Origin of the sequence: Pseudomonas sp. BIOMIG1BAC (assembly GCF_001705995.2) — a bacterium.
GTDB classification, from domain to species: Bacteria; Pseudomonadota; Gammaproteobacteria; order Pseudomonadales; family Pseudomonadaceae; genus Aquipseudomonas; species Aquipseudomonas sessilinigenes.
Genome location: NZ_CP049045.1, coordinates 3,581,336 through 3,599,609, shown reverse-complemented (window position 1 = coordinate 3,599,609; position 18,274 = coordinate 3,581,336). Strand labels below are relative to the sequence as shown.

The 18,274-nt window shown below is 63.9% G+C and carries 17 protein-coding genes; 11 read left to right on the top strand and 6 right to left on the bottom strand.

What is annotated here, in order from left to right:
* Positions 1-54: 54 nt before the first annotated feature.
* A complete protein-coding gene (locus ATY02_RS16765; RefSeq protein WP_068587337.1) occupies positions 55-1,587 on the top strand; it encodes an MFS transporter in 1,533 nt (510 codons plus the stop codon).
* Between the two features lie 8 nt (positions 1,588-1,595).
* Here ATY02_RS16765 and ATY02_RS16760 read toward each other — a convergent pair whose 3' ends face one another.
* The gene (locus ATY02_RS16760) at positions 1,596-2,507 is read right to left on the bottom strand and encodes an AraC family transcriptional regulator (protein WP_068587339.1); all 912 of its coding nucleotides are present in this window, start codon (positions 2,505-2,507) and stop codon (positions 1,596-1,598) included.
* Between the two features lie 104 nt (positions 2,508-2,611).
* Here ATY02_RS16760 and ATY02_RS16755 point away from each other — a divergent pair, with 104 nt between their 5' ends.
* From ATY02_RS16755 to ATY02_RS16720, 8 genes are all read left to right on the top strand, one after another.
* Positions 2,612-3,172, top strand: a complete 561-nt coding sequence (locus ATY02_RS16755; RefSeq protein WP_068587341.1) for a carboxymuconolactone decarboxylase family protein — start codon at positions 2,612-2,614, stop codon at positions 3,170-3,172.
* A gap of 45 nt (positions 3,173-3,217) precedes the next feature.
* Positions 3,218-4,285 carry an acyl-CoA dehydrogenase family protein gene (locus ATY02_RS16750; protein ID WP_068587343.1) on the top strand — a complete coding sequence of 356 codons (1,068 nt, stop codon included), beginning with the start codon at positions 3,218-3,220 and terminating at the stop codon, positions 4,283-4,285.
* A complete protein-coding gene (locus ATY02_RS16745) occupies positions 4,282-5,121 on the top strand; it encodes an ABC transporter ATP-binding protein (RefSeq protein ID WP_068587345.1) in 840 nt (279 codons plus the stop codon). The genes ATY02_RS16750 and ATY02_RS16745 overlap by 4 nt, the downstream gene beginning before the upstream one ends.
* Positions 5,087-6,286 carry an ABC transporter substrate-binding protein gene (locus ATY02_RS16740; RefSeq protein WP_068587348.1) on the top strand — a complete coding sequence of 400 codons (1,200 nt, stop codon included), beginning with the start codon at positions 5,087-5,089 and terminating at the stop codon, positions 6,284-6,286. The genes ATY02_RS16745 and ATY02_RS16740 overlap by 35 nt, the downstream gene beginning before the upstream one ends.
* Positions 6,286-7,047: an ABC transporter permease gene (locus ATY02_RS16735; RefSeq protein ID WP_068587350.1), complete on the top strand. Its 762-nt coding sequence runs from the start codon at positions 6,286-6,288 to the stop codon at positions 7,045-7,047. The genes ATY02_RS16740 and ATY02_RS16735 overlap by 1 nt, the downstream gene beginning before the upstream one ends.
* Before the next feature lie 127 nt (positions 7,048-7,174).
* Positions 7,175-7,759 (top strand): TetR/AcrR family transcriptional regulator, encoded by a 585-nt coding sequence (locus ATY02_RS16730; protein ID WP_068587368.1) that lies wholly within the window; start codon positions 7,175-7,177, stop codon positions 7,757-7,759.
* 135 nt (positions 7,760-7,894) lie between these two features.
* Complete coding sequence (locus tag ATY02_RS16725; RefSeq protein ID WP_083235704.1) at positions 7,895-8,755, top strand: NAD(P)-dependent oxidoreductase; 861 nt, start codon at positions 7,895-7,897, stop codon at positions 8,753-8,755.
* Positions 8,756-8,831: 76 nt separating this feature from the next.
* The gene (locus ATY02_RS16720) at positions 8,832-10,034 is read left to right on the top strand and encodes an MFS transporter (RefSeq protein WP_068587352.1); all 1,203 of its coding nucleotides are present in this window, start codon (positions 8,832-8,834) and stop codon (positions 10,032-10,034) included.
* Here ATY02_RS16720 and ATY02_RS16715 read toward each other — a convergent pair.
* The 4 genes from ATY02_RS16715 to ATY02_RS16700 all read right to left on the bottom strand — a co-directional run bounded on the left by ATY02_RS16715 (position 10,010) and on the right by ATY02_RS16700 (position 14,235).
* Positions 10,010-10,795 carry a type 1 glutamine amidotransferase domain-containing protein gene (locus ATY02_RS16715; protein ID WP_068587354.1) on the bottom strand — a complete coding sequence of 262 codons (786 nt, stop codon included), beginning with the start codon at positions 10,793-10,795 and terminating at the stop codon, positions 10,010-10,012. The genes ATY02_RS16720 and ATY02_RS16715 overlap by 25 nt on opposite strands.
* Positions 10,796-10,902: 107 nt before the next feature.
* The gene (locus ATY02_RS16710) at positions 10,903-11,742 is read right to left on the bottom strand and encodes a metal-dependent hydrolase (protein ID WP_068587356.1); all 840 of its coding nucleotides are present in this window, start codon (positions 11,740-11,742) and stop codon (positions 10,903-10,905) included.
* 38 nt (positions 11,743-11,780) lie between these two features.
* Positions 11,781-12,680, bottom strand: coding sequence for an SDR family NAD(P)-dependent oxidoreductase (locus tag ATY02_RS16705; protein WP_068587358.1), 900 nt, complete (start codon positions 12,678-12,680; stop codon positions 11,781-11,783).
* On the bottom strand, positions 12,661-14,235 hold the full coding sequence (locus ATY02_RS16700; RefSeq protein WP_068587359.1) for a flavin-containing monooxygenase: 1,575 nt from the start codon (positions 14,233-14,235) through the stop codon (positions 12,661-12,663). Before ATY02_RS16700 ends, ATY02_RS16705 begins: the two co-directional genes overlap by 20 nt.
* Positions 14,236-14,497: 262 nt before the next feature.
* Between ATY02_RS16700 and ATY02_RS16695 the strand changes: the two genes are divergently transcribed.
* Entirely contained in the window at positions 14,498-15,493 is a 996-nt protein-coding gene (locus ATY02_RS16695; protein WP_068587361.1) for an alpha/beta fold hydrolase, read from the top strand.
* Between the two features lie 282 nt (positions 15,494-15,775).
* On the opposite strand, the gene ATY02_RS16690 is transcribed toward ATY02_RS16695, so the two are convergent.
* A complete protein-coding gene (locus ATY02_RS16690) occupies positions 15,776-16,813 on the bottom strand; it encodes an IS630-like element ISPa47 family transposase (protein ID WP_011911785.1) in 1,038 nt (345 codons plus the stop codon).
* Between the two features lie 80 nt (positions 16,814-16,893).
* On the opposite strand from ATY02_RS16690, the gene ATY02_RS16685 reads away from it, so the two are divergent.
* Positions 16,894-18,171: an alkane 1-monooxygenase gene (locus ATY02_RS16685; protein WP_068576068.1), complete on the top strand. Its 1,278-nt coding sequence runs from the start codon at positions 16,894-16,896 to the stop codon at positions 18,169-18,171.
* Positions 18,172-18,274: the final 103 nt, after the last annotated feature.

The window sequence follows — 18,274 nt, the reverse complement described above, 5'->3', positions numbered from 1 at the left end:
TGCGAAAAGTGCAGCAATAGCATCGAGGATTCCTTGAATCCCGAGCCTGTCACCATGCCTTCCAGCTCTCGTCCTGCCTCTGCTGCCGACCGTTACTGGCTGTTGTTCGCCGTTTGTGCGGCGGGCCTCATCCTGCCCCTGGAGTACACCGGCCCGGCCATGGCACTGCCGGCCATCGAACAGGCCCTGGGTGGTAGCCCGACCGCCCTGGCCTGGGTAATCAATGCCTTTGCCCTGAGCTTTGGCAGCTCGGTGATGCTGGCCGGGACCCTGGCCGACCGTTATGGCCGCAAGCGTATCTTCAGCCTGGGCATGGCCAGCTTCACCCTGTTCTCGTTGCTGATCGGTTTTTGTCGTGATGTCTGGATGCTCGATCTGTTGCGTGGCTTGCAGGGCATCGCTGCCGCCTTGGCCATGGCCGGTGGTGCGGCGGCCCTGGCCCAGGCATTCGAGGGCCGGGCGCGTACCCGTGCCTTCAGCCTGTTGGGCAGTGCCTTTGGCATTGGCCTCGCTAGCGGGCCGGTCATCGCCGGAGCCCTGGTGCAACAGGTGGGGTGGTGGGCGATCTTCCTGCTGGGAGCAATCATCGGTGCTGCCGTGCTGATCCTCGGTGTACCGCATATGCAGGAGACCCGCGATCCCGAGGCACAGGCCCTGGATAAGCTGGGGGGCCTGACCTTCAGTGCTTTCCTGGTGTGTCTGACGTTCGCCATCATGCAAGTCCCCGAGGATGGCCTGGGCAGCTTGCCAGTCCTGGGGTTGCTGGGTGGGGCTGCAGCTTGTCTCTGGGGGTTCGTGCGGGTGGAGCAGCGGCACCGGCGGCCAATGCTGGACCTGAGCCTGTTCGGCTACCGGCGCTTCGTTGGCATCCAGCTGCTGCCGGTGGCGACGGCGGTCTGTTTCATCGTGCTGTTGATTCTCTTGCCGTTGCGCCTGATTGGCATCGAAGGACTGGGACCCTGGCGGGCCGGGGCGATGATGATTGCCTTGTCGGCCCCGATGGCCATCGTGCCGTTTGCCGCAGGCTGGCTGGTGCGTTGGTACAGCGCCGCTGGCCTGGCGTGCCTGGGCCTGGTGATTGCCGCACTCGGTCTGTTCTGGTTGAGCCTGGTCCCTGTGGGGCAGCCGGGCGCGGCGTTGCTTTGGCCGCTGCTGGTGATCGGCATCGGTACCGGACTGCCATGGGGACTGATGGACGATCTGTCGGTCAGTGTGGTGCCCGTGGAGCGGGCGGGCATGGCCACCGGGATCTTTACCACGATGCGTGCCTGTGGCGAGGCGATCTGCGTGGCCGCGGGCCTGGCCCTGCTCAAGGCCTTGCTCGCCAGCGAGTTGGTGGGGCTTGCTGACCGCCAGGACATGGGGGATGTCGCCCTGGGACGGGTCGCCAATGCCCTGGCCATGGGCGATATGCAGAGGGTCCAGGTGCTGGCCGACCGGGTATCGCCAGCGGCCATGGCACAGCTCTACAGCCAGGGGTTTGCCCATCTGCTGCAGATATTGGCAGGGGTCACCCTGGCGGCGGCCTTGTGTTGCGCCCTGGCTTTGCGCCAGCCGCGGAAGGTGGCCTGCCCGACAGGCTGCTGATGGCGGATTCAGCGCCCCTCATGCTGCTTGCGATAGGCCCCCGGTTGCAGGCCCACGGCTTTGGTGAACGCCCGGGTGAAGGCCGCTATGGATTGGTAGCCCACGGCGGCGGCCGCTTGCTCCACGGTCTGGTTGGCCTTGAGCAACTGGCAGGCATGGCGCATGCGCAGGGCCAGTAGCACCTGCCCCGGCGACTGCCCGGCCAGTTCGTTGAAGCGCTTGAAAAATGCCGATCGCGAGAGTCCGGTCAGGGCCGCCATGGTTTCCAGGGGCCAGGGCTGCCCGGGTTGCTGGATCAATTGCTCCAGCAAGGGGGCGAAGGCCGGGTGCCGGGCCAGGGCCACCAGGCCCCCGAGGTCCTGGTTATGGTTGACCTGCTGGCGCAGTACATACAGGAACAGCAGGTGGCTCAGGCGTTCCAGCAACGTGCTCGAGGGTGCCGGGCCCCGTTGGCACTCCTCGAGAATCAACTGGAACAGGGCCCTGGCTGCTGACAGCGACGGGTCGCCAGCGCGCAGGACGATCCAGCCGGGCAGGCCGTCGATGATCAATGACGACAGTCCCGACTTGAAGTGGAAGAACCCACAGACCAGTCCGACTCCGTCCTGGGCGCCCAGGTCCAGGGCGCCCATGGCGGTGCGCGGCAACTGTTGTGCCTGGGAGGCCTGCTGTGCGCTGGACAGCCGGTAATCCAGGTCCTGCAGCAGGAACACGGCGTCGCCCGCGTCCAGGCGCACGGCCTGGGATACGCCGTCCACATGCAGCCAGCAATGACCTTGCACGATCAAGTGGAAGCTGGCCCGGGCCAGGCCCTGGGTGCTGGCGTGCCAGCCACCGCAGTAGCGCCCGACGTGGAACAGGCTGGCGTCCAGTTCCAGTCCTTCTAATAACCAATCAACCAGGGGGCTCGACGAAATCATCTAAGGGAAACACTCAGGAGCAAGTAATCGCTACTTTAGAATATGGATCGGAATTCTTATAACCAACAGACTTGGCGCACACCTTCACCACAGGAGTCCACTCCATGTCCCGCGTCACTCTACACACCTTGTCCAGCGCTCCAGAAGCGGCCCGGCCTTTCCTGGAAAACGCCCAGAAGAATTCCGGCTTCATCCCTAACCTGCTGGGCATCCTGGCCAATGCCCCGGCTGCCCTGGAAACCTATGTCACGGTCTCGGGGCTCAATGCCAAGTCCGAACTGAGCCTGGCCGAGCGTGAAGTGGTGCAGTTGATTGCCGCCACCACCCATGGTTGCGATTTCTGTGTCGCAGGTCATACCGCTGTCGCCCTGAACAAGGCCAAACTCGCCGATCCGGTGGTCAGCGCCCTGCGTGAACAGAGCACCTTGCCTGAAGCTCGGCTGGAGGTCCTGGCGGCGTTCGCCCGGGAAGTCATCGCTACCCGGGGCAAGGTCAGCGACCAGCGCTATGCCGAATTCAAGGCCGCAGGATACAGCGAAGGCAATGCCCTGGAAGTGATCCTGGGCATCAGCCTGGCGACCCTGTGCAACTTCGCCAACGTGTTCGCCGGTACTGAATTGAACCCCGAGCTGGCCAGGTATCGCTGGTCCGTGCAGGGCCAATGAGCAGGGCGTCGCCAATCGGCGACGCCCCTTCAAGGAGAAAATCACATGCTCAATGCGCAATTGAGTCAATGGCTGGATGCCCAGGCCCAGGCGCTGGACCTGGGGCAGTGCGATCCGCAATCGGTGCTCGCCCAACTGGCGGCCGGCGGTGTGCTGCGAGCTGGCATCAGCCAGGCCCAGGGGGGCAGTGGCGGGGACCTGGGCGACGCCCTGGAAGTCATGGCCGAAGTGGCCAGCCACTCCCTGGCGGCGGCATTCGTCTGCTGGGGCCAGCGCGCCTTCATCGAGTACCTACTGCACAGTCCCAACCAGGCCTTGCGTGAACGGCTGTTGCCGTCACTGCTCAGTGGCGAACTGGCCGGTGCCACCGGGCTGTCCAACGCCATGAAGTTCCTCTCCGGGATCGAGGCCCTGCAAGTCCGGGCACAGGACCAGGCCCATGGCTGGCGCCTCAACGGGCGCCTGCATTGGGTGACCAACCTGCGCAAGAGCGGTTTCGTGGTGGCCGCGGCGGTAGAGCGTGAGGAGGGTGGGGCGCCTTTCATCCTGGCGATTCCTGACGGCTTGCCGGGGCTTGAGCGTTCCGAGGACCTGCAACTGATGGGCTTGCAGTCGAGCAATACCGCGGCCCTCGACCTGGAGCAGGTCGAGGTCGCTCGTGACTGGCTGTTGCATGAGGACGCCCGCCAGTTCCTGCCGGCAGTGCGTCCGGCATTCCTGGGCCTGCAATGCGCCCTGGCCATTGGCCTTGCCCGCCGGGCACTGGCCGAGGTCGAGCAGCATATCCAGGGCGTTCGCTCGGTGCTCCAGGAGCCTTTGCTGGAGCAGCGCGAACAACTGCAACGGACCGTCGCCGAACTCAAGGCCGGCTTGCTCGACGGACGCTTCCTGGGCGAGCCCGCCGCCTTGTTCCGGGTCCGTATCGCCCTGGCGGAGGCCACAGCCAACGCCGTGCAGCTGGAACTCCAGGCCAGCGGTGGCAAGGCCTACCTGTGCGAGCACGGCAGTGGTTTCGCCCGGCGCTGGCGCGAGTCGGCCTTCGTGCCCATCGTCACCCCGAGCCTGGTGCAACTGCGTGCCGAGCTGCAGCGCCAGGCGCGGAATGCCGCATGAGTGGCTTGTTGAATGCACGGCAGATCAGCCTGGGGTATCGCGCGGCGGACGGCTGGCACTCGGTACTGGAAGACTTCGACCTGCAATTGCAGGTCGGGGAGGTGGTCTCGGTACTGGGTCCCAGCGGCGTCGGCAAGTCCAGCCTGCTGCGGGTCCTGGCCGGGCTGCAATCACCGCACAAGGGCCAGGTGAGCCTGGCCGGCGAGGTGCTGGAGGGGCCTCATCCGCGGGTCGCGGTGGCGTTCCAGGACCCCAGCCTGTTGCCGTGGCTGAGCCTGGAGCACAACGTGGCTTTCGGTCTGGACTTTGCCCGCCAGCCGCGCCTGAGCGCCCGCCAGCGCCAGGAGCGTATCGACCAGGCCATTGCCGATGTCGGCCTGGAGCACGCCCGCCAGCGCTATCCGGCGCAGTTGTCGGGCGGCATGGCGCAACGTACCGCGTTGGCCCGCTGCCTGGCCCGCCAGCCGCAGGTGTTGCTGTTGGACGAACCTTTCGGGGCCCTGGACGAAGTGACCCGGGCCGACATGCAGCAACTGCTGCTCAAGGTGATCGGCCAGCACCGGACTTCGGCGCTGTTGATCACCCACGATATCGACGAGGCCCTGCTGTTGTCCGATCGGGTGCTGCTACTGGGTAACAGCCCGGCGCACATCCTCGGCCAATGGCGTATCGAGCTGCCGGCACCCCGTGCCGAGCGGATCGAGGAGTTGGGCGCCTTGCGTATCGAGATTCTCAAGACCCTTCGGCGGGCGAGCCGCAACCCTCTCAATTCCCCTTTGCCTGCACCGTCGGAGATTGACCATGTGCCTGGACGACTTCACCCACACGCGTCGTGACTTCCTCAAACTCAGCGCGCTGCTGACCGCCGGTGGCGCCTTGCCGCTGCTCAATAGCCTGCAGGCTCGCGCGGCCCAGGAGCCGGATGCGCCAGTGCGCATCGGCTACCTGCCGATCACCGACGCCACGCCCTTATTGGTTGCCCACAACAACGGCCTGTTCGAGGCCGAGGGCATCAAGGCCGAGCGTCCGGTGCTGTTGCGCAGTTGGGCCCAGGTGATCGAGGCGTTCATTTCCGGGCAGGTCAACGTGATCCACCTGTTGTCGCCAATGACCGTCTGGGCCCGCTATGGCAGCAAGGTTCCGGCCAAGGTGGTGGCCTGGAACCATGTCGGCGGCTCCGGCCTGACCGTGGCCCCTGGCATTACCGAGGTCAGGCAACTGGCGGGACAGTCCCTGGCGATTCCGTTCTGGTACTCGATCCACAACGTGGTACTCCAGCAGTTGCTGCGTGACAGTGGCCTGGTGCCGGTGAGCAAGGCCACCGGTAGCGCCCTGGGGGCCAATGAGGTCAACCTGGTAGTGCTGCCGCCCTCGGACATGCCGCCAGCCCTGGCCAGCAAGCGCATCGCCGGCTACATCGTCGCCGAACCCTTCAATGCCCTGGCCGAGGAACTCAAGGTCGGCCGGGTGCAGCGCTTTACCGGCGATGTCTGGCGCAATCACGCCTGCTGCGTGGTGTTCATGCATGAGCACGATCTGAACAACCGACCCGAGTGGTCGCAGAAAGTGGTTAACGCCATCGTCAAGGCCCAGCTCTGGACCCGCGAACATCGCGCCGAGGCCGCGCAACTGCTGTCCAAGGACGGTAGCAACCGCTACACCCCCCATGCGCCCCAGGTGCTGGGTCGGGTATTGGCGCCGGCAGCCACGGACCGCGAGGCCTACCTGGCCAGTGGCGCGATCCGCAATGGCCAGTGGGATGAGCAGCGCATCGACTTCCAGCCCTATCCGTTCCCCAGCTACACCGAAGAGCTGGTCAAGCGCCTGAAGGACACGCTGATCGAGGGGGACAAGGGCTTTCTTGCCGGTCTCGACCCGCGGCACGCCGCTGGCGATTTGGTGGACGACCGTTTTGTGCGCAACGCCATCGCCAGCGTTGGCGGGCTCAAGGCCTTTGGCCTGGCGGAAAGCTTCGAGCGCAGCGAGGAGTTCGCGTTCTGATGGACAAGCAACCTTCTTCCCTGGGCCATTGGGGCCTGGGGCTGGCCGGTCTGGCCAGCCTGTTGCTGGGCTGGTGGCTGGGTGTGCACCTGCTGGCTGGCGACGGCTTGGCGATGCGTTTCTCGCCCGAGGCGACTTTCTCCAGCCTGGCCGAGCTGCTGGGGCGTGGCGAGTTGTACGAGCACATCGGGGTCAGTCTCAAGCGCATTGTGCTGGGGCTGTTGCTGGCCTTGCTGGTCGGGGTGCCCCTGGGCCTGCTGGTGGGCAGCTATCGGCACCTGGAGGCGGCCACCACTCCGGCATTCCAGTTCCTGCGGATGATCTCGCCGCTGTCCTGGATGCCGGTGGTGGTGATGCTGATGGGCGTGGGCGATCAGCCGATCTACTTCCTGCTGGCCTTTGCCGCGTTGTGGCCGATCCTGCTGAACACTGCCGCCGGGGTGCGTCAACTGGACCCGCGCTGGTTGCAGTTGAGCCGCAGCCTGAGCGCCACCCGCTGGGAGACCTTGTGCAAGGTCATCCTGCCGGGGGGCGTGGGGCATGTGCTGACGGGAGTGCGCCTGGCCATCGGTATCTTGTGGATCGTCCTGGTGCCCTGCGAAATGCTCGGTGTCAGCGCGGGGCTGGGTTACTTCATTCTCGATACCCGTGATCGCCTGGCCTATTCGGAGTTGATGGCCATGGTGCTGTTGATCGGCGCCCTGGGTTTTGCCCTGGATGCCATGGCTCGCAGCCTGCATCGCCGCTGGGCCCACGCCTGAGCGGCATCGGACCATTCCCGGATGAGTCTCTCGCCGGCGGTACCGGGGATTATTTTCCCCGGTACGGTTGACGCTCACCCGTAGCACCTTTAATTTATGGAACGATCATTCCATAAAGGTGTTTGCCGTGCGTCCCAAGGAGTTCGACCCCGACCAGATCGCCGATGCCGCCATGCAGGTGTTCTGGCAGCGCGGTTATGCCGCCACTTCCATCCAGGACCTGGTGGAGGGCACAGGCCTGAGCCGCAGCAGCCTGTACAACGCCTTCGACAGCAAGCATGGGCTCTACATGTGCGCGCTCAAGCGTTATCAGCAGATGACCACGGCCAATATCGAACTACTGGGCCAAGAGGCTCCGGCCCTGGAGCGGGTGCGGCGCCTGCTGATGAAGATCGTTGACAACGAATTGCAGGACGACCAGCGCCTGGGCTGCCTGGCGGCTAATGCTTCACTGGAAATGGCCGGTCAGGACCCGGTGGTGGCGCAATGGGTTGCGCAGAACTTCAAGCGCATCGAGGCAGCGCTGGAGCAAGTGCTGCGACAGGGGCAGGAACAGGGACAGGTCGCGTCGCAGAAGAATCCCCGGGCCCTGGCCAGCTTTGTGGTGTGCACCATCCAGGGCCTGCGGGTGCTGGGCAAGGGCAGCCTGCCTGATGAGCGCCGCCAGCGCCTGCTGGATGTCGTGGAGGTGGCCCTGGCCAGCCTGGCCTGACGCCTGGCGTGGCCGTTGTCCAGGCCGCTGTACAGCGGTCGATGTATCGCTCAGCCAGCCCGCGGGGTGGCTGTTTTTTTACCCTTTATTGGAATGATCATTCCAAAAAAATCGCTGAAATCGGAGAAACACATCATGTCCAAGCTATTTGGTTCAGTCGCGGTATTGGGTATCGGCATCATGGGGGCGGCGGTAGCGCGCAACCTGCAACGCCGTGGGTTTGCAGTGCGTGCCTGGAACCGCACGCCACAGCGGGCCCAGGCGCTGCAGGAAGAGGGCGTCCAGGTGTTCGAGCAGGCCGCGGATGCCGTGCGTGGGGCTGAGGTGATCATTACCCTGGGCAAGGACGGCCCCGCCGTGCTGGCGGCCATGGAGCAGGCTGGCCCGGCCCTGGAGCCCGGTATGCTCTGGCTGCAAATGGCCACGGTGGGCGTCCAGGCCTGTGATGAGCTGCATGGCTTTGCCCAGGCCCGGGGGCTGGTGTTCTACGACGCCCCAGTCCTCGGTACCCGGCAGCCAGCGGAACAGGGGCAACTGCTGGTGCTGGGGGCTGGGCCCGAGGGGTACCGGGCCCAGCTCCAATCGCTGTTCGATGCCATTGCCAAGCGAGTGACCTGGGTCAGTGAAGTGCCTGGCGGCGGCAGTCGCTTGAAGTTGGCCCTCAACAGCTGGGTGCTGGCCTTGACCCACGGCGCCGCGGAGAGCCTGGCGCTGGCCAGGGGGCTTGGCGTGGACCCGGCGCTGGTGGTCGAGTTGGTAACCGGCGGCCCCCTGGACAGCGGCTACTTCCAGGCCAAGACCGCCGCCATGCTCAACGATGATTACCGCCCCAGCTTCACCCTCGCCAATGCCTTGAAGGATGCCCAGCTGATGGTGGCTGCCGCGCAGCAGGCCGGAGTCAAGGTCGATCTGGCCGAGGCAGGGATCCAGCGTTTCCAGCGCGCCCTCGACAAAGGCCATGGCGACAAGGACATGGCTGCCTCCTACCTCGGCTGAAACCCGGCCTTTTACTGCGGTGGCCACAGTGGTGCCTGCCGCAGCCCTGATCGTTGCTTGCGTGAGTATCTTCAGAATGAACATCCCCGAATCTTATCCGGCCGCCGCCACGCGGCTGCCGGTCTGGCGCCTCTTGGCCCTGACCCTGGCTGGCTTCATCGCCATCGTCACCGAAACCCTGCCCGCCGGGCTGCTGCCGCAGATCAGCCATGGCTTGGCCATCGACCAGGCCATGGCCGGACAGTTGATCAGCGTCTATGCCCTGGGCTCGGTGGCGGCCGCCATTCCGCTGGTCGCCGCGACCCGCAGTTGGCGGCGCCGGCCCTTGTTGTTGCTGGCTATTGGCGGCTTGCTCCTAGGTAACAGCCTCACGGCTCTGTCGACTCACTATGGCCTGACCCTGGTCGCGCGGTTTGCCGCTGGCATGGCGGCGGGGCTGGTCTGGGGATTGCTGGCCGGTTACGCGCGGCGCCTGGTGGTTCCTGCGTTGCAGGGGCGGGCTTTGGCGGTGATGGGCGTCGGCCAGCCGCTGGCCCTGTGCCTGGGCGTGCCGCTGGGCACTTGGCTCGGGACCTGGATGGACTGGCAATCGGTGTTCTGGAGCTTGTCCCTATTGGCCCTGGCCTTGTGGCTCTGGGTGCGCCTGGCGGTCCCTGATCAGCCCGGGCAACAAGCCGGTCAACGCCAGCCGTTAGGGAAGATTTTCCTGACTCCGGGGATTGCCCAGGCGCTGCTGGTGATCTTCGTCTGGATCCTGGCCCATAACATTCTCTACACCTATATCGCGGTGTTCCTCGAATCCCTGGGGCTGGCCAGCAGTCTGGACCGCGCCTTGTTGCTGTTCGGCCTGGCGTCGCTGCTGGGGATCTGGGGCACCGGATTGCTGGTGGATCGCTGGCTGCGGGGCCTGACCCTGTGCAGCCTGGCGGGTTTCGCCCTGGCCTGCTTGCTATTGGGGATCGCTGGCCGGCAGCCATGGCTGGTATGGCCGGCCATCATCGCCTGGGGCCTGACCTTCGGTGGTGCACCGACCCTGCTGCAGACTGCCGTGGCAGACGCCGCCGGGGAAGGGGCCGATGTCGCCCAGTCGATGCTGGTGACCTTGTTCAACCTGGGAATCGCCGGTGGCGGGGTGGTGGGCGGCCTGTTACTGCAGCGTTTCGGTGCGCTGTCCTTCCCCTGGGCGATGGCAGCCTTGGCCACGATGGGGCTGGTGCTGGTCTGGGCGGCTCGCCGATACGCCTTCAAGCCGGGTCAGCGGGTGACCTGTAGCGGCTGAGGCTGGGCAGTGCGCGCTTGCTGCAGCAGATCCACCCACTCGTTGGCAAAGCGGTGGCAGTCCCCGGGCCAGCGTGCAGTCAGCAAGTTGCGATCGCGGACTACGAAACCGCGCTCGGGATGCTGCGCCGAATCGCGCCTGGGCAGCAACGGACCACGGATGAAGTCCTGCGGGTTGGCCAGGACCGACTTGATCTCTTCTTCGACGCTGTGGTCGTAGGTGCGGTAATAGCGTCCCAGCCATGGGGCGGTGGCGATCCAGGCCATCAGTTCCATGGGGCCGGCCAGCAAGGCCGTGACCTTGCGCCCGTAAAGTACCGAGTGGCCAGTCTGCGGATCGATGCAGCGAGCCAGGGCCAGGGGGCCGTGGCACACCGCGGCTACCGGTTTGTCGGCGCGAAAGAAGGCCAGGATGATCCGCCGCACTTGATCAGATTCCAGCAGGCTACGCATGCCTCGGGCATGGCCTCCCGGGATCAGCAGGCCCTCGAACGCCTGCGGATCGACCTCGGCGTAGCCCAGCGGATCGCGAAAGGCCGGATCGCGGGTCATGTCATGGTAGCGCTCCAGGTCGGCGACGCGGGTCATGAGCATCGGGTTGAGCGGGCCGAAGCCCAGGCTGACCAGGCGCGAGTCGGCATAGGCCGGCATCCCCAATGGCGTTGCAAAGCATGCCTCGAAACCGGCCTGCCGGGCGGCTTGCCAGGGCAGGCCGCTTTCGGTGGGGTCGTAGTCGGCGTGGGGCAGCAGGATCAGGATCATGGGCAGGCTCGGGAGCACGAAGGGTCCGCTGCAGATTAGCAGCCCCCGGGGATTGCGCCGGGAACTGCCCAGGCTGCCCGTGATTGTCGAGTGCCCGGCACGGTCTCTTACTTGGCTGCCGCGGAGCGGGTCTGCTCGATGTCTCGTACCAGGCCATCGATGCGCTGCAACTGGTGGCGGTTGTCGTGATCCCAGGGGTGGAACCCCGGCTTGAAGTACTGCAGCCAGGGCAGGGCGATCCGTGGGAATATCCCCTTGGGCCCGTAGAGGTACTTGATCACCTGCCACATCCCGCGCCAGTGGCCACCACGCTTGCGATCGGCGATCAGCAGGCGCACATGGAAATCGAACACTACCAGCCAGAAGGTCAGGGTGGTGAACAGCATGGTGCCGGTGCGGATCAGATAGCGTTTGGGGCCCGGCTTGAGCACGGTGTTCCAGACGTCGTAGGCCACCGCCTTGTGCTCGGTCTCCTCCAGCGCGTGCCACTGCCACATCTGCCGGTAGCCTTCCACCGAGTCACCGAAGCGACTGGGATCACGCAGCAGCAGGTCGGCGAGGATCGCCGTGTAGTGCTCCAGGGCGATGGTCAGCGCCAGGTTGAAGGCGGGAGCGAAGTGCTTCTTCTGGAAGTCGAGGATCATGCGCAAGCGCCGATCCAGCAGGTGGGCCGGCAACCCGACGTTTTGCAACAGATCGTTGTACTGCTGGTGCTCGCGGCTGTGCATGGCCTCCTGGCCGATGAAGCCCTGGATCTGGCGCTTGAGCTCGGGGTCGTGGATGTGCTCGCGGTAGTGGCGCACGCTGTCCATGAAGAACAGCTCGCCGGATGGAAACAGCAGGGACAGGGCATTGAAGAAATGGCTCACGTGGCTGCCTTGTTCGTGCCAATCGCAGATGCGCTCGGCAGGCAGTTCGACCTTGATGTCACGGCGGACGGGCAGCATGGCTGTCGCTCCTCTAGACATGGAAATAGGTTGCGGCCTCACAGGCCGCGTTCATCCTGGGGTTCATACACCGCTGGCCGAGCCTTGCCCGGCTTGGGCGCCATGCGTCGGCTGACCCATACCACCAGGGCCTGGTAGGCGCTGGGCAAGAGGCGGATGAACAGGTCGAGGAAGTGCGCGTCGCGGCCGATCAGTACCCGGCGCTTGTTCTTGCGCACCCCCAGGAGGATGACCTTGGCGGCGGTTTGCGCCGAGGTGATGAACAGCTTTTCGAAGTCGTCACGGGCTTGCTGTTCGTTGTCGATGAGGAATCCCTTGACGTTGTCGCTGATGCGACTGGTGCGAGCGATGTCGGTACGGATGCCGCCGGGGTGTACGCAGGTGGCGGAGACTCCGTTGCCCTGCAGGTCGAGTTCCTGGCGCAGGGACTCGGTAAAGCCGCGCACGGCGAACTTGGTGGCGTTGTAGCCGCTCATGCCCGGTTGCGAGAACAGTCCGAACACGCTGGAGGTGTTGATGATGTGGCCGTCGCCCGCCTGCTTGAGGTAGGGCAGGAAGGCCTGGGTGCCATGCACCACGCCCCAGAAGTTGACATCGACGATCCACTCCAGGTCCGCCAGGCTCGAGCCTTCGACAGTGCTCGACAGGGCGACCCCGGCGTTGTTGAAGATCAGGTTGATCTGACCGTGCTCGGCAGCGCTGGCGGCGGCCCAGGCGAACATGGCGTCGCGATCGCCGACGTCCAGCTCCCGGCTGCTGATGCGCAATGGCAACAAGGTGGCGGCCTGGGCCTGGGCGACGGTCTGGGCCAGGCCCTGGGGATTCTTGTCGGCCAGGGCCAGGTGGCAGCCTTCGCGGGCCAGGGCGATGGCCAGGGCGCGCCCCATGCCGGAGGCCGCACCGGTGATGGCGGCGACTTTACCGTTGAAGTTCTTCATGGGTGACGGCCTCTTGCAGGTTCAGTGGATGCGCGACGATCGGCGCGGCTACAGGAACGGGGCCGGGCAGGCGGCTGCTCAGGTAGTCCCGTAGTTCGAAGTGCTGCAGGGTCTTCTTGAAGCTCAGGGTTGAGCCGGGCCAGAGCGTGGTGTTCTGCCCGCTGCGTGGGTCCAGGTACCAGCTGCGGCAACCGCCCGTGGACCAGATGGCCCCGGCCAGGCGTTGTTGCAGGCGCTGGTTGTACTGGCGCTCTATGTCGGCCTTGACCTCCAGGGCACCGATGCCGTCCTGGCGCATCCGCTCCAGGGCCTTGAGGATGTAGTCCACCTGGGCCTCGATCATCAGAATCATCGAGTTATGCCCCAGCCCGGTGTTGGGGCCGACGATCATGAACAGGTTGGGGAACCCCGGCAGGCAGGTGCCCAGGTAGGCGTGGGCGCCTTTGGACCAGTAGTCCATCAGGTCCTGGCCCTGGCGGCCGAAGAGCAGGCCATGGGGCAGCGGGTCGGTGGCCTGGAAGCCGGTACCGAAGATGATGCAGTCCACGGGATGGCGGGTGCCGTCGGCAGTGACCACGGCATCGGCCTCGATGCGCTCGATGGCTTCGCTGACCACGCCGACGTTACCCCTGGACAGGGCCGGGTAGTAGTCGTTGGAGATCAGGATGCGCTTGCAGCCGATGGTGTAGTCGGGAGTCAGGCGCTGGCGCAGCAGTGGGTCGGGCACTTGCTTGCGCAAGTGGCGCAAGGCTACGCGCTGCACCACCTTCATCAGTTTGGGCCGCCGGGCGAAAGCGATCACCCGGCTTTCCAGGGCCCAGTACAGCGCCGAGCGGGCCAGGCGCTGGGTAAAGGGCAGGTGCTTGAAGGCCCAGCGCTCCAGGGCACCAAGCTTGCGATCGGGCTTGGGCATGATCCACGGTGGAGTGCGCTGGAACAGCTTGAGCTGAGCCACTCGCGGGGCGATCTTCGGTACGAACTGGATGGCACTGGCACCGGTGCCGATCACCGCGACCCGCTTGCCTTGTAGGGAGTAGCGATGGTCCCACTGCTGGGAGTGGAAGCGCTTGCCGGTGAATGTCTCGAGCCCCGGGATGTCGGGGATCGCCGGGCGCGACAGGCCGCCCATGCCGGACACCAGGACCCGGGCGCTGACCCGGCGGCCATTGCTGAAATGCAGTTGCCAACGCTCACGATCCTCATCGAAGACCGCTTGCTCCAGGCCCATGTTGAAGCACAGGTAGGGCGCCAGGGCGAAATCCCGGGCGCAGTTTTCCAGGTATTCGCGGATTTCCGGCTGGGGGGCGAATTGCCGCGTCCAGTTCGGGTTGGGAGCGAAGGAAAAGGAATAGACATGGGATTGCACGTCGCAGGCGCAGCCCGGGTAGTGGTTGTCGCGCCATGTGCCCCCCAGGGAGGCAGCCTGTTCGGCAACGAAGAAATCCGTGATTCCGGCCTGCTTGAGCTTGATCGCCATGCACAAGCCGGCAAAGCCTGCGCCGATGATGGCGATATCGACGACCTCGGGGCCGTCGGGTGGCGAGTACGCATTCATTGTGTGTACCTCGATTGTAGTGACGCTTGGGTGACTTTCGTCAGTGAGTGAAAACTCAGGATTGCACAATTTAAAATAATGTTTTAAAAATTAATTTAAATAAATCACCTGAAAATGTCACCTGCGCTCGTCGCCTGTGGATTTGCGGGCTCCATCCGGACTTGGGTGGGATTCCACAGGCGGTACCAGGCCAGGGCGACAAGCCGGGCCGGATCAGTGATTCGGTTGCCGCGCGAGACAGGTCAGCTCGAGGGGGCGTGGTATGGAATGGCTGGTAGCGGCGACGGTATTCCTGGTGGTCAGTGTGGTGCTTTGGCTGGTGAGCTTTCGTATCGACCGCAAGATAGAAAGCCAGGTGCCGATCAACGGGCGCTTTCTTGAGGTCGGGGGCGAACGCCTGCACTACACCGATGAGGGCAGGGGACCGGTGCTCCTGATGATCCACGGCCTGTCCGGCTGCGCACGCAACCTGACCCATTCCCTGGCGCCACAACTGCGTGAGCAGTTTCGGGTGATCACCCTCGATCGCCCCGGCTCCGGTTACTCCACCCGGGCCCGAGGGGCCCCGGCCGACCTGCCGGCCCAGGCCAGCCTGATCGCCAAGTTCATCCGGACCCTGGACCTTGGGCAACCTTTGGTGCTCGGGCATTCCCTGGGTGGCGCCATTGCCTTGTCGCTGGCGCTGAATCACCCGCAGTCTGTGTCGGGGCTGGTCCTGGTGGCGCCCCTGACCCACCCGCAACGGATGCTGCCCCTGGTGTTCCTGTCCCTGGGCGTGCGGCCGGCCCTGCTGCGCCGCTGGATGTCACTGACGTTGGCCGCGCCCATGGCCATGCTCGGGCGGCACAGCCTGGTCAAGGCGGTATTCGCCCCGGACCCGGTGCCCGAGGACTTTGCGGTACGCGGCGGCGGCCTCTTGGGCATGCGTACGAGCAACTTCTACAACGCCTCCAGCGAGATTGCCGTGGTCAACCGGGCCTTGCCCGACATGGTCAAGCATTACTCCAGCCTGAAGCTGCCGGTGGGCCTGATCTACGGCTCCAAGGACCCGGTCCTGAGCTACCGCAGGCACGGCGAGTCCATGGTCGGCAAGGTGCCGGGCCTGGCGCTGGAGATCGTTCAAGGGCGCGGACACATGCTGCCCATTACCGCGGTAGAACGGGTGGTCGCCATGGTCCGGCACGTTGCCGGGCAGGCCGGACCGCAGCGTAGCGCGACCATATTGCATCCGCCGTTCGCGGCATCACGAGCAGGCTAGGGGCGTGGTGCGGGGTGCTTTCGGGGGCCCGGCGACGACTTTGGCAGCAGCTGTAACTGCTTTACGGGCGACATTCAAAACAGACTGAAAAAATAGTTGACGAGCTATCGAATCCGCGCTATTTATTTTAAAAAAATGTTTTGAATGTTTTTTTTGAAAGTGCAATTGAGTGGTTAAAATAATGAAAATACCGCCATTTCACGCTTCATCTTCATTCACTCTCGCTTCGGACAGCGCAGATGCGCTTTCCTTTATATTAACCCGGCAATCAAATACACCAAATCATGCTGCGTAGGCGATACGTGGATGCCGGAAATAAGAACGGATTCTTTGAGGGCGTAATTGCAATCGTCTCATGACCGAGCGAACACGCCTTTCCAGTTCGTCCTGATTACGCGCCGGCAAGCCCGTGCGAACCTGATGTTTCAAATCACAATTCAAATACTCGTCAGGGTTCAACTCCGGGGCGTAGGCCGGCAAGAAGAACAGTTCGATTTGCTCTTTGCGGTCGCCAACCCAGGCGCTCACCTTTTTGCTGTGGTGTACGCGCAGGTTGTCGAGAATCAGGAACACCTTGCGGCCCTGAGCATCGCGAATCAGGCGACTCAGGAAGCGAATCAGCACTGGGGCTGTCAGCGTTTCCCGATACAGCATGAAGCGCAGTTTGCCCCGATTGGTCACGGTGGAAATCATGTTGGTGGAAAAACGACTGCCGCTGACCAGGCGCACCGGCGTTTCGCCAATAGGGGCGTAGCTGCGGCCAGCATGGCTGTCACTGCGCATACCGGTTTCGTCGCCCCACTGAATCTCACCATTCTCAGCCCTGGCCCGCTGTGCGATGCGTGGATATTCATTATCCAGCCAGTGCTGAACCACTTCAGGTTTCTGCTGATAAGCCCGATGCAGTGGGCGCTGCGGGGTGTAGCCCCAACGCTTGAGGTATTCACCAACCGTTCGAACCGGCATGAGAAAACCACAGCGCTGGCGGATCAGTTCTCGCACCGCATCACGCGTCCAGAGCGCAAAGCCGAGCTTGAGTTGGTCGGGCATCTTATCGGTCATCAAGGTGCGAATCAGCACTTCCTGGCTGGAGCTCAAACTGCGGCGATCACCCTGGCGCACACCACGCTGGCCGCCGGCAATGGCAGCCTTTTCGCCTTTATGTTCTGCGACCTGCGCCCAGTGAGCAATAGTGCGGGGGTGAACACCAACCGCTTCGCCAATAGCCTTGTAGGTGTAACCCTGCTCACGCATGCGTAGGGCCGTGGAGCGCTTTTCACGTTGTTCTTGGGGGCTGAGTTTACGGGCATCTATTTTCATGGAGACAGATTATCTAATATGCCCTATTTATTTGCCAGGTTAATAGCATCCTTGTCCTCTGCCATCCTGCGGAGGCTGCCATGAATGTTTCAGTGGCGGCACCTCAAGTCTGGACCGATGGCAAGCGTCACCTGTGGTGGCTGGGCACCTTGCCCATGATCACCCCCTTGTTGTCTGGAGTGTTCGCGCTCCTTACCGGTATCCAGCTCTCCTGGTGGATCGGTGTACTGGTGATCTTCGGCCTGATCCCCTTGATCGACGGCCTGATTGGCGAAGACACCAGCAACCCGCCTGAATCCGCTGTTCCAGACCTGGAAAAACAACCCTACTACCGTTTCATTGTCTACAGCTGCGCCGTGCTCTCGGTGCTGTCCCTGATAGTCACCGCCTGGATGGCAGTCCATGGGGTGGACTGGATCATGGCCGGCGGCCTGGTCCAGCTGAGCGAACAGCTGCACCTGCAGGGCGGCCTGGCGAATTTCGCGGCATTCGTTACCGAACGTTCGCAATTGCACGGCAGCGTGACCTGGTTCACCTACCTGGGCATGGCCATGTCCACTGGGGCGGCTACTGGCATCGCCATCAACATCGCCCATGAGTTGGGACACAAGAACCTGCTGATGTCCAAGTTCCTGGCCAAGCTGGCCCTGGCCTCGACCTTCTATGGGCACTTTTTCGTCGAGCACAACCGTGGGCACCACGTCCGCGTGGCCACACCGGAAGACCCTGCCAGTTCGCGTCTTGGCGAGTCGTTCTGGAGCTTCCTGCCACGCACCGTGTGGTTCAGCCTGCGCTCGGCCTGGCACCTGGAAAGCGAGCGGCTGCGCAAGCAGGGCCTGCCGACCCTGCACTGGAAGAACACCGTGCTCAGTTCCTGGGCCTACAGCCTGGTGCTGTGGGGGGTGCTGATCGCTTGGTTGGGCGTTGCGGTGATCCCGTTCCTGTTGATCCAGGGCATCTACGGTTTCTCCCTGCTGGAAGTGGTGAACTACGTGGAGCACTACGGCCTGCTGCGCCAGAAACAACCCAATGGCCGCTATGAGCGCTGCTCGCCACGCCATTCCTGGAACAGCAACCGGATCGTCACCAATATCTTCCTGTTCCAGTTGCAGCGGCATTCGGACCACCATGCCAACCCCACTCGTGCCTACCAGGCGCTGCGCCACTTCGATGAGTCACCGCAGCTGCCTTATGGCTACGCCACCATGATCGTCTGGGCCTACGTACCGTTCCTCTGGCGCCGGCTGATGGATCACCGGGTATTGGCCCACTACTCGGGTGATGTACGGCTGGCCAATATCCAGCCGGCCAAGCGTGCCGAGATACTCAAGCGCTACGGCTTCAACGCAACCGATTGAGACACCGCTCTTTAGTTGTACTGCTCACCACTTCAAGTGCTCGTGAACCGGTTGTGTTCGCCTGTGATTCACCTCTTGAAGGGTGAGCAGAGCAAGACAGAAG

Bases quoted from the DNA above. Each gene is read 5' to 3' on its own strand.
- ATY02_RS16690 (WP_011911785.1), bottom strand. From the start codon at position 16,813: ATGAAAATAGATGCCCGTAAACTCAGCCCCCAAGAACAACGTGAAAAG.
- ATY02_RS16745 (WP_068587345.1), top strand. From the start codon at position 4,282: ATGAGTGGCTTGTTGAATGCACGGCAGATCAGCCTGGGGTATCGCGCG.
- ATY02_RS16715 (WP_068587354.1), bottom strand. From the start codon at position 10,795: ATGATCCTGATCCTGCTGCCCCACGCCGACTACGACCCCACCGAAAGC.
- ATY02_RS16750 (WP_068587343.1), top strand. From the start codon at position 3,218: ATGCTCAATGCGCAATTGAGTCAATGGCTGGATGCCCAGGCCCAGGCG.
- ATY02_RS16705 (WP_068587358.1), bottom strand. From the start codon at position 12,680: ATGAAGAACTTCAACGGTAAAGTCGCCGCCATCACCGGTGCGGCCTCC.
- ATY02_RS16765 (WP_068587337.1), top strand. From the start codon at position 55: ATGCCTTCCAGCTCTCGTCCTGCCTCTGCTGCCGACCGTTACTGGCTG.
- ATY02_RS16755 (WP_068587341.1), top strand. From the start codon at position 2,612: ATGTCCCGCGTCACTCTACACACCTTGTCCAGCGCTCCAGAAGCGGCC.
- ATY02_RS16710 (WP_068587356.1), bottom strand. From the start codon at position 11,742: ATGCTGCCCGTCCGCCGTGACATCAAGGTCGAACTGCCTGCCGAGCGC.
- ATY02_RS16735 (WP_068587350.1), top strand. From the start codon at position 6,286: ATGGACAAGCAACCTTCTTCCCTGGGCCATTGGGGCCTGGGGCTGGCC.
- ATY02_RS16720 (WP_068587352.1), top strand. From the start codon at position 8,832: ATGAACATCCCCGAATCTTATCCGGCCGCCGCCACGCGGCTGCCGGTC.
- ATY02_RS16760 (WP_068587339.1), bottom strand. From the start codon at position 2,507: ATGATTTCGTCGAGCCCCCTGGTTGATTGGTTATTAGAAGGACTGGAA.
- ATY02_RS16725 (WP_083235704.1), top strand. From the start codon at position 7,895: ATGTCCAAGCTATTTGGTTCAGTCGCGGTATTGGGTATCGGCATCATG.
- ATY02_RS16700 (WP_068587359.1), bottom strand. From the start codon at position 14,235: ATGAATGCGTACTCGCCACCCGACGGCCCCGAGGTCGTCGATATCGCC.
- ATY02_RS16740 (WP_068587348.1), top strand. From the start codon at position 5,087: ATGTGCCTGGACGACTTCACCCACACGCGTCGTGACTTCCTCAAACTC.
- ATY02_RS16695 (WP_068587361.1), top strand. From the start codon at position 14,498: ATGGAATGGCTGGTAGCGGCGACGGTATTCCTGGTGGTCAGTGTGGTG.
- ATY02_RS16685 (WP_068576068.1), top strand. From the start codon at position 16,894: ATGAATGTTTCAGTGGCGGCACCTCAAGTCTGGACCGATGGCAAGCGT.